The organism is Pseudomonas sp. H3_C08 (assembly GCF_054669455.1).
Window position 1 is genome coordinate 5,576,767 of the sequence record NZ_CP162803.1, and the last position, 12,757, is coordinate 5,589,523.

General features: G+C 53.7%; 12 protein-coding genes and 1 tRNA gene. 1 reads left to right on the top strand and 12 read right to left on the bottom strand.

The window, feature by feature from the left end; genetic code table 11:
* Positions 1-179: 179 nt before the first annotated feature.
* The 12 genes from tmk to AB4N74_RS25515 all read right to left on the bottom strand — a co-directional run bounded on the left by tmk (position 180) and on the right by AB4N74_RS25515 (position 10,719).
* Complete coding sequence (gene tmk / locus AB4N74_RS25460) at positions 180-857, bottom strand: dTMP kinase (RefSeq protein WP_460097591.1); 678 nt, start codon at positions 855-857, stop codon at positions 180-182.
* Between the two features lie 3 nt (positions 858-860).
* Positions 861-1,688: a hypothetical protein gene (locus tag AB4N74_RS25465; protein ID WP_460097593.1), complete on the bottom strand. Its 828-nt coding sequence runs from the start codon at positions 1,686-1,688 to the stop codon at positions 861-863.
* Positions 1,685-2,113: a hypothetical protein gene (locus AB4N74_RS25470; RefSeq protein WP_460097595.1), complete on the bottom strand. Its 429-nt coding sequence runs from the start codon at positions 2,111-2,113 to the stop codon at positions 1,685-1,687. The genes AB4N74_RS25465 and AB4N74_RS25470 overlap by 4 nt, the downstream gene beginning before the upstream one ends.
* Positions 2,110-2,883, bottom strand: coding sequence for a radical SAM family protein (locus tag AB4N74_RS25475; protein WP_460097597.1), 774 nt, complete (start codon positions 2,881-2,883; stop codon positions 2,110-2,112). The genes AB4N74_RS25470 and AB4N74_RS25475 overlap by 4 nt, the downstream gene beginning before the upstream one ends.
* Positions 2,876-3,133, bottom strand: coding sequence for a helix-turn-helix domain-containing protein (locus AB4N74_RS25480; protein ID WP_092169119.1), 258 nt, complete (start codon positions 3,131-3,133; stop codon positions 2,876-2,878). The genes AB4N74_RS25475 and AB4N74_RS25480 overlap by 8 nt, the downstream gene beginning before the upstream one ends.
* Before the next feature lie 1,369 nt (positions 3,134-4,502).
* Positions 4,503-5,825 carry a tyrosine-type recombinase/integrase gene (locus AB4N74_RS25485; RefSeq protein WP_460097599.1) on the bottom strand — a complete coding sequence of 441 codons (1,323 nt, stop codon included), beginning with the start codon at positions 5,823-5,825 and terminating at the stop codon, positions 4,503-4,505.
* Between the two features lie 172 nt (positions 5,826-5,997).
* A tRNA-Thr gene (locus tag AB4N74_RS25490) sits at positions 5,998-6,073 on the bottom strand.
* 409 nt (positions 6,074-6,482) lie between these two features.
* Positions 6,483-7,739: a methyltransferase gene (locus tag AB4N74_RS25495; RefSeq protein WP_460097601.1), complete on the bottom strand. Its 1,257-nt coding sequence runs from the start codon at positions 7,737-7,739 to the stop codon at positions 6,483-6,485.
* Positions 7,720-8,409 carry an ABC transporter permease gene (locus AB4N74_RS25500; RefSeq protein ID WP_099757735.1) on the bottom strand — a complete coding sequence of 230 codons (690 nt, stop codon included), beginning with the start codon at positions 8,407-8,409 and terminating at the stop codon, positions 7,720-7,722. The genes AB4N74_RS25495 and AB4N74_RS25500 overlap by 20 nt, the downstream gene beginning before the upstream one ends.
* Positions 8,409-9,101 carry an ABC transporter permease gene (locus tag AB4N74_RS25505; RefSeq protein ID WP_460097603.1) on the bottom strand — a complete coding sequence of 231 codons (693 nt, stop codon included), beginning with the start codon at positions 9,099-9,101 and terminating at the stop codon, positions 8,409-8,411. Before AB4N74_RS25505 ends, AB4N74_RS25500 begins: the two co-directional genes overlap by 1 nt.
* Positions 9,102-9,179: 78 nt before the next feature.
* Entirely contained in the window at positions 9,180-9,932 is a 753-nt protein-coding gene (locus tag AB4N74_RS25510) for an ABC transporter substrate-binding protein (RefSeq protein ID WP_257356816.1), read from the bottom strand.
* A gap of 13 nt (positions 9,933-9,945) precedes the next feature.
* Positions 9,946-10,719, bottom strand: a complete 774-nt coding sequence (locus tag AB4N74_RS25515) for an ABC transporter ATP-binding protein (protein WP_093430016.1) — start codon at positions 10,717-10,719, stop codon at positions 9,946-9,948.
* A 554-nt stretch (positions 10,720-11,273) separates the two neighbouring features.
* Between AB4N74_RS25515 and gabP the strand changes: the two genes are divergently transcribed.
* Complete coding sequence (gabP, locus tag AB4N74_RS25520) at positions 11,274-12,665, top strand: GABA permease (RefSeq protein ID WP_093430017.1); 1,392 nt, start codon at positions 11,274-11,276, stop codon at positions 12,663-12,665.
* Positions 12,666-12,757: the final 92 nt, after the last annotated feature.

A 12,757-nucleotide genomic window follows, 5' to 3' on the forward strand; every position in this document is an offset into this window, starting at 1 on the left:
ACATTCCATTGTAGGCTCGCGATGCACTGCCAGTGCTTTAATGGCTTGCCATTGATTTCAAGCAATTTAAACCCCATCCTAATATAGGTGGGGTTAGGGGCGCATATTTAGTTAACATACAGAAATCTGCGCGCCCTCAGCTAACTTTGGAATCGTAGAAATTTCTCAATAAGGTCAAGTCAACTGTAAAAATCTCGCTTTATTAGCTCCGTTCTGATTTTTTCATAAATCTCATTTTCGCCAAGTAATAAACCGTTCTCAAAGCAGTCAATTATAATCCAATCGGGCGTTTCACAGGCAAGCTTTTTAAAGACATGATAGACTTTCTCAAGGTAGCTTTCGTCTTCTTCGTGAAGGTCTTTCTTTTTATCGGTGTAATCCCTTAGCTCTTTTTTAAGGATCAAGTTTCCTGAAACTTCCGGGGGGACGTCGAGAAAGATTGTCAGGTCTGGCTTGGGTAACTTGTAGATCTTGAATTCTAACTCTTCAATCCATTGCGAAATTTCATCGCGGGCTTCAGTTGAAAGTTTTGCGCTTTGATGGGCGACGTTAGAATAAACATAACGGTCACAAATAAGAATTCCGTTGCCGGCAATCTTGCTTAGAATATCATCTCTAGACTCGTGTCTATCGCCAGCATACAGCATTGCCGAAAGCTTAGGGCTAATGGACTCGAGACTGCCAAATTCCCCATTTAGGTAGCGCCCAACTTCACGGCCGAAAAACGTCTCTCCATATCGTGGGAAAGACATTTTCTCGCACTTAAAGCCGTTATCTAAAAAGCCTTGAAGGATTTTGTTTGACTGAGTGTTTTTACCACTACCATCAATACCTTCGATCGCAATTATCTTTCCCATACGTCACCGCTTAACAATCGAATGAAGTCTAACGCCATTTGATAAAAGAAGATTCTTCCCATTTTTCCCTTGTGGTTCAAAGGCCACAAGGCAGTCGCCAATTACGCAGCCGAAGTGACGCAGATCGCTCACCAGTGAGCAGACTTTCCTTCCGCCAGTAGTGCTATCGTCTACGACCAAGCCAACCATGCCTGGCCTTAGATCGAATCCATAATCAATTTTCGATAGGGCACTTAGTGTCGGGTCGTCCACTCGGTACTTTTCCTCGTGACAATCGTGCAATACCAATGGTTTTTGCAAGATTTTAGCAAACTCATAAGCGATAAATGGCGAGCCACTCTTCGGGCATGCTACGAAGTCGAAAGAGTCAGCACTAAACTCAGAGATATTATTTTTCAAATATGTGCTTAGGCACCTAGCAATCAATACTGCCTCTTTCGGGTCACACGAGGCGGACATCAAATCGGCGAAGTCCTTAATTTTAAAGTCAGAAGTGCGGCCAACTTTAAAGTCTCCTTTCCTCAAGTGTTTGGCTATAATTTTTTTTACTTCGGAAGCAATGTCGGCATTTCCATCAAAATATGAAGCAAGCTTCGATCGAAATCGTAATTTTTTTTGTTCGGAAAAGTCTACTCCCATATCTTTTAGAATGTCTTTAAGCTCCCTGACTCTATTTCGTAGCAAAAACCTCGACAAAGCCTGAGGTAAAAAACCACTCCACTCTAGGAGAGTCAGAATTCCCCCTAGCGCAAGTATCGCAAGTACGGCTGCAGAAAAGAACTCGCCTGAAAATGTATTTAGTCCTGAAAGCACGTCACTCATAGTGTTCACTTATATGTTTTCCAGCCCGCCAAGACTTTCTTAAAGAAATCTTCATCAACACCTGCATCACTTATTACGGAATCAACCGCTTTCTTTCTCAGGTCCGGAGGAAAATACATTGCGTCACTAAGAGAGCCCTCAATAGCCTTCACTATAGAAAAAGCCGCTTCTAAGTCAGATACGGCATGCCCACTCAAGCTCCGCGACCTGGTATCAAATACAACCAAATCAACTCTCTGAGATTGAATTATTGAGTAATAATGGTATTCAGTATTTTTCTGGTCGTAAGAAACGGAGTCAAACCCTAAAGAGCCGAGCAGGGCTACAATTAAGTTCTGGGGGTCAGAGAATGAGGAAATTGCTGTAGGGAAGTCTTTCCCTTCAATCTCATTGATTCTGTCTTTTACATATATAATTTCGTTGTTTGCGTTCATTCGGACCTCCAGAAATTAATGGCGTCGACACTGTTATTATAACAGATATACTTTTTCGTACGAAAGAAGTTTAAAATGTATTCCATATCATTGCTAGCGCACACATAGAGTCCAGTTGAAGGAATTGGCGCCTTAATCAAATCTGGTCTACTGTTGGATGATGTAAAATTAAATATGTCGCCGACAACTACAGAGCAGCCAGTGCGATCTATCACGTCGGCGAATAAATCCAAATCATTTATTGTAACGCCATCTAGTACAGGCTTAATGTAAATGCAAACCTTTAAGCCGTTCGACAGCAGTTCGGTTATTTCTCTGAATCTATCTTGGGGTTTTGATGTTCCTTTTTCATAGGTGCGCCACTGAGATATTGTTGAGCATGATATAAATAGAGATAGCTGCCCGCTCCACTGTATTAATGGAAAAATATCTGCTAGCTGAGTAGTGCTCACCGAGCGTTTGGTCGCGAACTGTATCGGATTTAAAAAATCAAGTGCTGCTTTTATAAAATCTTTTGTGACGGCAATATTAGCGGAACTCCAGCACTCTGAGTAGCATCCAATAGAGATGACTGTCCCTTCCTTACCTTTTCTAAAACCCGGGAAAGCAAGCAGACCTTCAATCAGAAACTCAGCACTTTTGGGGCTTATGGTTTTTTTTCCAATATCTAGACCTTGTGTTCCTAAATAACAATAGGAGCAGTTAGAGTCACATCCTAAAGTGGGGTTTATGAAGATGCGGTCCTTAGTGCCTGAGATGTAACTAGCCATTCACTCCCCCTATGCCACTATCTTTAATGGGGGGGCAACCCGCCTTCTCCAAGTTTATATTCATCCCTAAAGCGGAAAGAACGACTAAAACCAATCCCATCCTGACTGTTTCTTTACCAGCTTCTAGGTCAACAATAAACCGCACTCCCACACCCGCAGTGTCTGCCAGCTGACGCTGCGTCATATGCAAAGCTTTTCGCGACGTTGCCACAGTGCTACCAATTAAGGCACAAGAACCGACGAAAGCCATGATGAATGTCCAAAAACAATTTGGTTAGCTATTTCTACCTATTGTACATTTTTTTCCCGATCGGGAAATTAACATTAGCTTACGGCTCAGCTTTTCTGGTGAAGAATGGCAGTCAGGGGAGGTGCCTGAGCCATAAATTCAGTGTAGTGAACCAGACCTGTACCAGATCCTTTGAAATGCCGATTCCGGCAGAATCCGTCGCCATTAGCGCCAGCAGGCCAAAACGGGATGAGCTCCCCGACGCAGACCAGGAGCGGGGTACCGATGTCTCCGCTCTGTCCTGTCGCAGCGGACGACCGCGAGCCGATGATCACTTGACGCTCAATGGCATCTCCGTCTTTCGGGGCCTCTGCTTAGGCACGGCAGGGCGGGACACGCCAGTGGGCTTCGGTCCATGGTTAGGGCAAGGGGGATATCTGCTGTTGGAGCAAGGGACGTGATGGTCCTTGGTCTTCGCGCAGTTGCATAGCCATCCTCCAAAAATTGCCAATCTCTTCCCCACGTCATCCCGCCACGAATGTTGAGTGTTATCAGGGATCAAGGCCCCTGCGACCTGTGAGGGTTGTCCACTAACGCGGGACTAGCGGCTCCTTACGACCGGGAGCCTGGGCATCTCATGATCTGGCCTTCTGAGCACCTCCGAGGAAGTGGGCGGGTGGAGGCTGCGCTGGCTGACGAGACCGGCGCCGCAAGATCCTGAGTAGGGTGAAGGCAGCTATGTGATGACCGGGGCATGCCTGACTGTCAGTCAGGTGCAGTCCATTCCTTGGGCTGCGGCACCATCATCTGCATCGCTGTTGCTGGTGACTTCGGTGTTTGTCACTCCGATTGTCACGAGGGGGAATGCCGCAAAGCCTTGTACGAGGTGGCCTGCAGCAGTGGTAGGAGCGCCCGTCTCTTTCCGGGAGAAAGAGACGGGCGCAGGTTGGCGCACGGGAATGGCCAAGTGGATAGGTTGCTGCAGGGCAGCTATGAAAGGGGATGAGTTGCCGCAGTGGGCACACTGGTAAAAGTAGGCATCCATCACATTGCTGTGACCGCGCGAGCCGCCGGACGCTAATCGCACTTTGGGAGAACCACCACCGTGTGGCGTAGCCTTAAAGGTTCTGGCTACCTGGGTTGCTGTCGACGACAGCGCTTTGCCCGATCTTTTCTACGCCTGTGGATAATTCGGGTCAAGACTCCAATTTTCGGGAGTTCTGCGGCTGTGGATGAAATTATCCACCGGTGGAAATCAGTGGTTTTCCACAGACAGTTGTGTGGGCTTTAGATTTTTTAAGTGAGGTCCATCCAAGCAGGGCGGCTTTGCAGCCCTGTTTGGATGGACCCGCGTGGACAAGCGGATCGCTGAGATATGAAGACCGAGCGCTTACTCGGTTGCGCCACGTTTTGCTTTTAGGCGAGTGACGTTCGCTCCTGTCTGGTTCGCGAATTCGTGTGGAGTGACATGCTCCTGCCGGTTGGCCTCCAGGTACCGGCTCCACCAGTTCATGATCAGCCTGCGCTCCTCGATGAACTCGGCCTTGTGGATGTAAGCGGCGCGGACGTTGTTGCGCTCCTTGTGGCTCATCTGCCGTTCAATGGCTGTCTCCGACCACAATCCTGACTCGATCAGTGCGCTGCAGGCCATCGAACGAAACCCATGCCCGCAGATATCGATTTTGGTGTCGTATCCCATCGTCCGAAGCGCGTTGTTCACGGTATTTTCGGACATGGGCTTCCAGGGTTTGGCATCCCCTGCGAAGACCAATGCGAATTTGCCTGTGAGTGCATGGATTTTTTCGAGTAGTGCCACTGCTTGCGGCGATAAGGGTACTAAATGGATATCCCCTGCCATCTTCGTACCCCTTGTGGAAAAGGGTACTCCCTCCAACGCGGGTCGAGTGTCCGGTATCTCCCAGGTGCCGCGCTTGAGGTCGAACTCGCTCCAGCGTGCGAAACGCAACTCGCTGGATCGTACAAACACATGCAGCGACAGCATCACCGTCAGACGGGTAAGTACCCGGCCTTTATAGGTGTCGATCCGCTCCTGCAGTTCCGGCAGCCGCGATAAGGGTAGAGCGGGGCGATGTACCACCCGCGGGGCTTTGATCGAGCCTTCGAGGTCGTAAGCAGGGTTTATGGTGACAAGCCGGAGGCGCTTTGCCTCGCGCATGATGCTCTGCAGGTAGTTTTGTACCCTTAAAGCAACGTCTATCGTTCCGCGCTTCTTTATCGCTTCCAAGGGCTGCATAAGGTCATGGGTGTCGAGATCAACAATGGCGCGTGCGCCGATCAGCGGGAATACGTGGGTTTTGAGGCGGCTCATCACTGTCTTGGAATGGCCTGGTGCCCACTTGGCCGACATTTCCGTATGCCAGTCGAGCGCAACGCTTTCAAAGGTTCTGCCTTTGATTACGGCTTCCGCCTTGGCTTGGTGCTTGGTCTCTATAGGATCAACGCCATCCGCCAGCATTCGCTTGACTTCCAAGCGCTTGCGGCGCGCATCGGCGAGGCCAATGACGGGGTAGTTGCCGAACGAGGTCAGTCCTTCGCGTCCGTCAGGTTTGACGTAACGGAGCCGCCAGCCTTTGCGGCCATTGGGTTGGACTAGGAGGTAGAGGCCATCGCCGTCGAAAAGCTTGTAGGCGCGGTCTGTAGGTTTTGCCAAGCGGCAAGCTGCGTCGGACAGCGGAGCTGTGGTGCGCGACATAAGGGTACTCCCTTTTATCGAAGTGACCTGTATCCCAAACTCTACCCTTAAAACGGTTGGAATCCACCAGTTTCTGACGGAAACCGATGGAACCCCAAAACGAAAAAACCCGCCAGAAGGCGGGTTTTTCGGGGGTTCCAGAGATTTTGAAAGCCTTCTCTGGAACCTTGGATGGTGCCGGCACCAGGAGTCGAACCCGGGACCTACTGATTACAAGTCAGTTGCTCTACCAACTGAGCTATACCGGCGTTGTGGGCGACGATTATAGCGATTGGGAAGATCCTGTAAACCCCTGAATTCAGACTATTTTTGCATCGCGGCAAATTAAGCCCTGCGCAATGCGCAACGTAGGATTTGCGCCTTACGTACGATAGGGCTGTTTTGCAGGGCGCACAGTTGAATTTCGGCTTTCTCGAGCTTCCCAATTATTCGTTCGGCGGGATAATTATTCGGCGGTTATGTCGTTTTGATTGGCAGCTTATGCACAACTGAGAGGCACGAAGTCATACTCAGGCGAGGTTTTGTTAACCTATTCTCATTTTGTTCGCAAATCCCTGTTTTACAGGTTTTTTATTTATGTGAACAAAAAATGACCAGTGTTGTTAAGACGACGAAACAGGCGCAGATATTGGATCCACGGCAAATCCATCAACAGAGTTATCCACAGGCTGTAACGTTTTGAGTGCGTTCGGCGAGCAGCAGTAAGTTACGCGGTGTGAGTGAGGTGTCGCAAAAGGTGCCGAGGCGTACGACGTATCCCTGTTCTTCGAGGAAAAGCGCCCGATCCAGATTCAGCCAAAGCTCCAGCGGTCGTCGGAACAATCCGCGAAGCAATTCTAGGTTGCGAACTTCGGCCAACCGCTGCCAACCAGCTGCTTCGAGTGCGGGCCAATCTGGCGAACCGATTGTGGATAACTCTTTCAGCGCTGCCAGATCACCGCAGTAATCGGCGAAGGTTTTGTCCAACCAGGCGCTGGGCAGGGACGGGGTGGGCAGGTATTCGTCAATTCCACGTACTTGCCGTTGCAGCAAATCGAAAGCCAAGCGCCGGGCCATGGAGGTGTCACGCTGACGTCGGACCCGTGCACCGGCGGTGACAGTTTCGCTCATGGGTAGAGCCAGATCTTCGAGCGAGAGCTGTAGGGCGGATCGCAAACCGACGGAGGACAACGCCTGGTACTCGTTGCGACTGATGCGGTTGTAACAGCAGGGCGCGATCGCCATTTGCTGGCAGTCGGCAGCGCTGGCCAGTTGCATCAAGCGCACATGCAGATCACCACAGGCGTGCAGGGCGACCGGGGTGTGTTGAGCGCTCAAAACGGTCGAGGCGTCTGTGGCCAGCACATCCTGTTCGACATGCAGCGCGTGCAGGAGATGGCGCTGGTTTAACGCCTGACCGCTGGCGACCAATGCCGGATCGTATTCAACGCAGGTCAACTGTTGGCCATCACTCAACAACCGCCGGCCCAAATGCCCCTTGCCGGAACACCAATCGAGCCAGTGCGTCGGTTGCGAGGAAAAAGACAAACGACTGGCAAACGCTTCAATCTGCTGCCACTTGCGCCCCGGTACATCGACTTTCAAGCGATGCGCCGCAGCTTCCAGCGCATGCCCCGGCAACTGACCGACATCGCTCAGCTCAGCCGATATCGCTGCCAATGAAGCAAATGGCTCCGGCGCTTCGGCAAGATCAGCAGGTTGGTTGTGTGCGTTTTCTGCATCGTCCAGCGACCGTCCTCGTAGCCACAAGGCCAACTTCGGGTAGGACGCTTCCCAGGGAAGCTGCAGATGAGTGAACGGACGAGGTTTCCACAGCGCCTGATGCTCAATCAAAAAAGCATCCAGCGCGGTGAAGCGGGCGAGTAACTCCTCGCCCGTCAGCACGCAGGAGGAGTCAACGCCCTTGGCAGGCATCGACGCGCAACCATCGCTCCAGCTGTTTGAATGCCTGAACGAGAACAAACGACATCAGCAGGTAGATGACGCCTGCGGTGAAGAACATATCCACGGTGAGGTAGTTGCGGGCAATGATCGTGCGGGTAATGCCGGTGAGTTCGAGCAAGGTCACCGTGCTCGCCAGAGAACTGGCCTTCAACATCAGGATGACTTCGTTGCTGTAGGCCGGCAGGCCGATGCGCGCGGCGCGCGGCAGGACGATATAGAACAATGCCTTGGCCTTTGACATGCCCAGTGCACGCGCGGCTTCGATCTCGCCCGGCGGGATCGCTTGAATGGCGCCACGCAGGATTTCGGCGATATAGGCGGCAGTATGCAGGGTCATCGTGGCGACAGCGCACCAGAAGGGTTCTCGCAAATACGGCCACATGAAACTGTCGCGTACGGCGTCGAACTGAGCCAGGCCGTAGTAGACCAGAAACAGTTGTACGAGCAACGGAGTGCCACGAAAGAAAAAGATGTAAGCGTAAGGAAATGCGCGAACAAACCAGAGCTTGGAGGAGCGCGCGATGCCCAGAGGAATCGCCAGCAACAACCCGAGAATAACGGCGATGCCCACCAGTTCGAGTGTCAGGACGGCGCCCTGAAAGAACTTCGGCAGCCACTTATAGATGACTTCCCATTCCATTACGTCGCCCTCACGAAGCCACGGGCGGCGCGTTTTTCCATGAAGTGCATGGTGGCCATCGCCAATATGGTCAGGCCCAGATACATGACGGCTGCGACCAGATAGAAGGTGAATGGATGCTTGGCGAAGGTCACGGCGTTCTGCGCATTGCGCATGATTTCTTCCAGGCCGATGACCGACACCAGAGCGGTATCTTTCATCAGGATCATGAACAGATTGCCCAGGCCGGGCAGGGCGATGCGCCACATCTGCGGCATGATCAACCGGGTGAAGATCCGCCATTTCGACAGGCCCAGGGCCTGACCGGCCTCACGGTGTCCTTTCGGAATGGCCAGGATGGCGCCACGAAATACCTCCGTGGCATAGGCGCCGAAGCAAAGTCCAAGTGCGGTTACGCCCGCCACAAAGGGGCTTAGCGCCAGGTCTGGATTGCCAAAGTATTCGCCAATGGCATTCATCGTCTTGACGGTGCCGAGGTAGATCAGCAGAACCCAAAGCAGCTCCGGCACACCACGTACGATGGTCGAGTAGGTTTCGCCAAGCCATTGCAGCGGCTTGTACGGGGAAGTCTTGGCCAAGGCGCCGAGCAGACCGAGCACCAGCCCCAGGCACAGGGCGGTGAGAGCCAGTTGGACGGTCATCAGCGCGCCGGCAGCGAGGGCCGGGCCGAATCCGTAGAGGTCGATAATCATGGGTTTCTGTTCAAATTGCGGCAGGCAAAGTCGGGAGCCGGCGCCGTGCAATCACGGCGCCAGTCCCACAGGTCAGGATCAATAGATGCTGAACGGGAAGTACTTGTCGTTGATCTTCTTGTAGGTACCGTCGGCGACGATTTCCTTCAGGGCAGCGTTCAGCTTGTTGCGCAGTTCGTTGTCACCCTTGCGCACAGCGATGCCGATCTTGTCGCTTTCTAGAACCGGGTCGCCCTTGAACTCGTAGTTCTTGCCCGCGTCGCTTTTCAGCCAGTCGTAGTTGGCGTACTTGTCGGCGAGGATCGCGTCGACACGACCGGACGTCAGGTCGAGGTAGGCGTTTTCCTGGGTGTCATAGAGTTTGACGTTGAGATCGCTGCCGTAGTTGTCTTCCAGCCAGGTGCCGGCCAGCGTGGCACGCTGGGTACCGATGGACTTGCCCTTCAGCGAGTCCTTGTCGGTTTTGAAGTCGACGTTTTTCGGTGCAATGAACTGCAGTTTGTTCGAGTAGTACGGGTCGGTGAAGTCGACCGCGCCCTTGCGCTCGTCGGTGATCGACAGCGACGAGATCAGGAAGTCGAACTTCTTCGCGTTCAGGGCCGGGATGATGCCGTCCCAGTCGGAAGTGACCACGGTGCACTCGACTTTCATCTTCGCGCAGAGGGCGTCGCCGATGTCTTTGTCGAAGCCGACCACGTTGCCGCTGGCGTCTTTGTTGTTGAACGGCGGGTAAGCCGCTTCGATGCCCATCTTCAGTGTTTCGGCCATGGCACCGGCGCTGAACGCCAGGGTGACGGCGGCGGCCAGGAAGACCTTTTTAAAATTCTGCATGCATGTTGCTCCGTTAGCGGTTGCTGGACATGAATTGTTTGCAGCGCGCCGAAAGCGGGTTTTCGAACACCTGCTGAGGCGATCCTTGCTCTTCTATAAGGCCCTGATGAAGGAACACCACTTCGCTGGAGACCTGACGGGCGAAACCCATTTCGTGGGTCACGAGCAGCATGGTACGGCCTTCTTCGGCCAATGCGCGGATGACACTAAGTACTTCCTGAACCATTTCCGGGTCAAGCGCCGAGGTGGGTTCATCGAACAGGATCACCTTCGGTTGCATCGCCAGCGTGCGGGCAATCGCCGCGCGTTGTTGCTGGCCACCGGACAGTTGCGCCGGGTAGGCATGGCGCTTGTCGGCGATGCCGACCTTGGCCAGCAGCGCTTCGGCGACTTCGATGGCTTCGGCCTTGCTCTGGCCGAGCACGCGACGCGGTGCCTCGATGATGTTGTCGAGGATGCTCATGTGCGGCCACAGATTAAAGTTTTGAAACACAAAACCAATCTCGGAACGCAGGCGGTTGATCTGTTTGCCGTCGGCGGCAATCAGTTCGCCATTTTTGGCGGATTTGAGCTTGAGTTCTTCGCCGGCCACCAGAATCTGGCCCTGATGTGGATTTTCCAGCAGGTTGATGCAACGGAGGAACGTGGACTTGCCGGAACCTGAGGAACCGAGGATCGAGATCACATCGCCGTCGCGGGCGGTCAGCGAGATACCTTTGAGTACCTCAAGCTGTCCGTAGCGTTTGTGCAAGTTGCGGATTTCAAGCGCGGGCGTGGCCTCAGCCATGTGCGTTCCTCATATATGTTGCGCTCCAGCTGTTGGATGGCCTTCCTGGCGAGGCGGCCAAGCTAGCATAGCGTTTCAATGGCAGCCAACAGCGCTACGAGCGGTTAACGGGTGGCATGTGGCAGGTTGTCGCATCGGCACAGCAGACTGTCGCCCCATCAACAACCGAACGGGTGTTTGATCGTGCAAACCCGTGGGTGTCGCGTAAAAAAAGGCGCGATGTTGCCAGCTTTGGCGGGGTGTTGGAAGCGCTATCCGGCCGAACGTTCCTGAATCGCCCTTTTATTGTGCATCCCACACTTTTTCGGTGTGTTTCTGGTGCGCTGTTTCGTTTGAAAAGTGAGTCGCAGGGTAACGCTCTGGCGGATTGCCATTAAATCCAAGGACTTGCGATGACTGTCCGGTCTCGCGCAAAACCGCAGCCCTGAAGAGTTTGAAACATTTTGGCGCATTTATTGCGTGCAGAATACGGAACGCCCCGTTGGTTTCTTTTTACGAGAAAGAAAATGCCAGACGGGCCGGACGCAATCGCTTTCCTCGCAAAGGTAGTTTCGATGAGCAGTACCCCAAGCTCCAATGGCCTCGAACAGGGGCTCAAACCGCGTCATGTGACCATGTTGTCGATCGCCGGTGTAATCGGCGCCGGTCTGTTCGTTGGCTCCGGCCACGCCATCGCTGCCGCCGGCCCTGCCGTGCTGCTGGCCTACGCCGCCGCCGGTACCCTGGTGGTTTTAGTGATGCGCATGCTCGGCGAAATGGCCGTTGCCTCGCCGGACACGGGCTCCTTCTCGACGTACGCCGACCGTGCCATCGGGCACTGGGCCGGTTTCACCATCGGCTGGCTGTACTGGTGGTTCTGGGTCTTGGTGATTCCACTGGAAGCCAACGCCGCCGCAACCATTCTCCATGCGTGGTTCCCTGATGTCGGCATCTGGGCATTCGCGCTGGTCATCACCTTGTTGTTGACCGTCACCAACCTGTTCAGCGTAAAGAATTACGGCGAGTTCGAATTCTGGTTCGCGCTGATCAAAGTGCTGGCAATCATCGGCTTCATCATCCTCGGCCTTGCGGCGATCTTCGGCTTTCTGCCGAACAGCCAGGTCAGCGGCGTTTCGCACCTGTTCGACAGCGGCGGCTTCCTGCCCAACGGCATGGGCGCGGTACTGGGTGCGATCCTGACCACCATGTTCTCCTTCATGGGTACCGAGATCGTCACCATCGCGGCCGCGGAATCGAAGAACCCGGGCAAGCAAATCTCCAAGGCCACCAACTCGGTGATCTGGCGGATCGGCCTGTTCTATCTCGTGTCGATCTTCATCGTTGTGGCCTTGGTGCCGTGGAACGATCCTACGCTGGCCAATCTCGGTTCCTACCAGACTGTGCTTGAGCGCATGGGCATCCCGAACGCCAAGATGATCGTCGACATCGTGGTACTGGTCGCGGTGACCAGTTGCCTGAACTCGGCGCTGTATACCTCGTCGCGCATGCTCTTTTCCCTCGGCAAGCGTGGCGATGCACCGGCCATGGCGACCCGCACCAACAAAAGCGGCACACCTTACTGGGCGGTCATGCTGTCCACCGGCGCTGCGTTCCTCTGCACCTTCGCCAACTACGTGGCCCCGGCGGCGGTGTTCGAATTCCTGCTGGCCAGCTCCGGCGCGATCGCACTGCTGGTGTACCTGGTGATCGCTTTCTCGCAACTGCGTATGCGTAAACAACGCATGGCGCGCGGCGAGAAAATCGTCTTCAGCATGTGGCTGTTCCCGGGCCTGACCTACGCGGTGATCATCTTCATCGTCGCAGCCCTGACCATCATGCTGTTCCAGGAAGCGCATCGCGTGGAGATCCTCGCGACTGGTTTGCTGAGTCTGATGGTGGTGGCTGCCGGTCTGTTGGTGGCACGCCGTCGCAAGCTGGAAAAACGTGGCGCGGTGGTGTTGAACTGATCCGTTACGCGTAACGCAAAACGGCCGCTGTCAGTGATGACGAGCGGCCGTTTTTGTTTCTGCTAACGGTTTCGAAATATTCTGCGCTTCAG

Excerpts from the sequence above, each read along its gene's own strand:
- AB4N74_RS25470 (WP_460097595.1), bottom strand. The coding sequence starts at position 2,113 with ATGAACGCAAACAACGAAATTATATATGTAAAAGACAGAATCAATGAG.
- AB4N74_RS25500 (WP_099757735.1), bottom strand. The coding sequence starts at position 8,409 with ATGGAATGGGAAGTCATCTATAAGTGGCTGCCGAAGTTCTTTCAGGGC.
- gabP (WP_093430017.1), top strand. The coding sequence starts at position 11,274 with ATGAGCAGTACCCCAAGCTCCAATGGCCTCGAACAGGGGCTCAAACCG.
- AB4N74_RS25505 (WP_460097603.1), bottom strand. The coding sequence starts at position 9,101 with ATGATTATCGACCTCTACGGATTCGGCCCGGCCCTCGCTGCCGGCGCG.
- AB4N74_RS25485 (WP_460097599.1), bottom strand. The coding sequence starts at position 5,825 with ATGTCGCGCACCACAGCTCCGCTGTCCGACGCAGCTTGCCGCTTGGCA.
- AB4N74_RS25495 (WP_460097601.1), bottom strand. The coding sequence starts at position 7,739 with ATGCCTGCCAAGGGCGTTGACTCCTCCTGCGTGCTGACGGGCGAGGAG.
- AB4N74_RS25515 (WP_093430016.1), bottom strand. The coding sequence starts at position 10,719 with ATGGCTGAGGCCACGCCCGCGCTTGAAATCCGCAACTTGCACAAACGC.
- tmk (WP_460097591.1), bottom strand. The coding sequence starts at position 857 with ATGGGAAAGATAATTGCGATCGAAGGTATTGATGGTAGTGGTAAAAAC.
- AB4N74_RS25475 (WP_460097597.1), bottom strand. The coding sequence starts at position 2,883 with ATGGCTAGTTACATCTCAGGCACTAAGGACCGCATCTTCATAAACCCC.
- AB4N74_RS25510 (WP_257356816.1), bottom strand. The coding sequence starts at position 9,932 with ATGCAGAATTTTAAAAAGGTCTTCCTGGCCGCCGCCGTCACCCTGGCG.
- AB4N74_RS25480 (WP_092169119.1), bottom strand. The coding sequence starts at position 3,133 with ATGGCTTTCGTCGGTTCTTGTGCCTTAATTGGTAGCACTGTGGCAACG.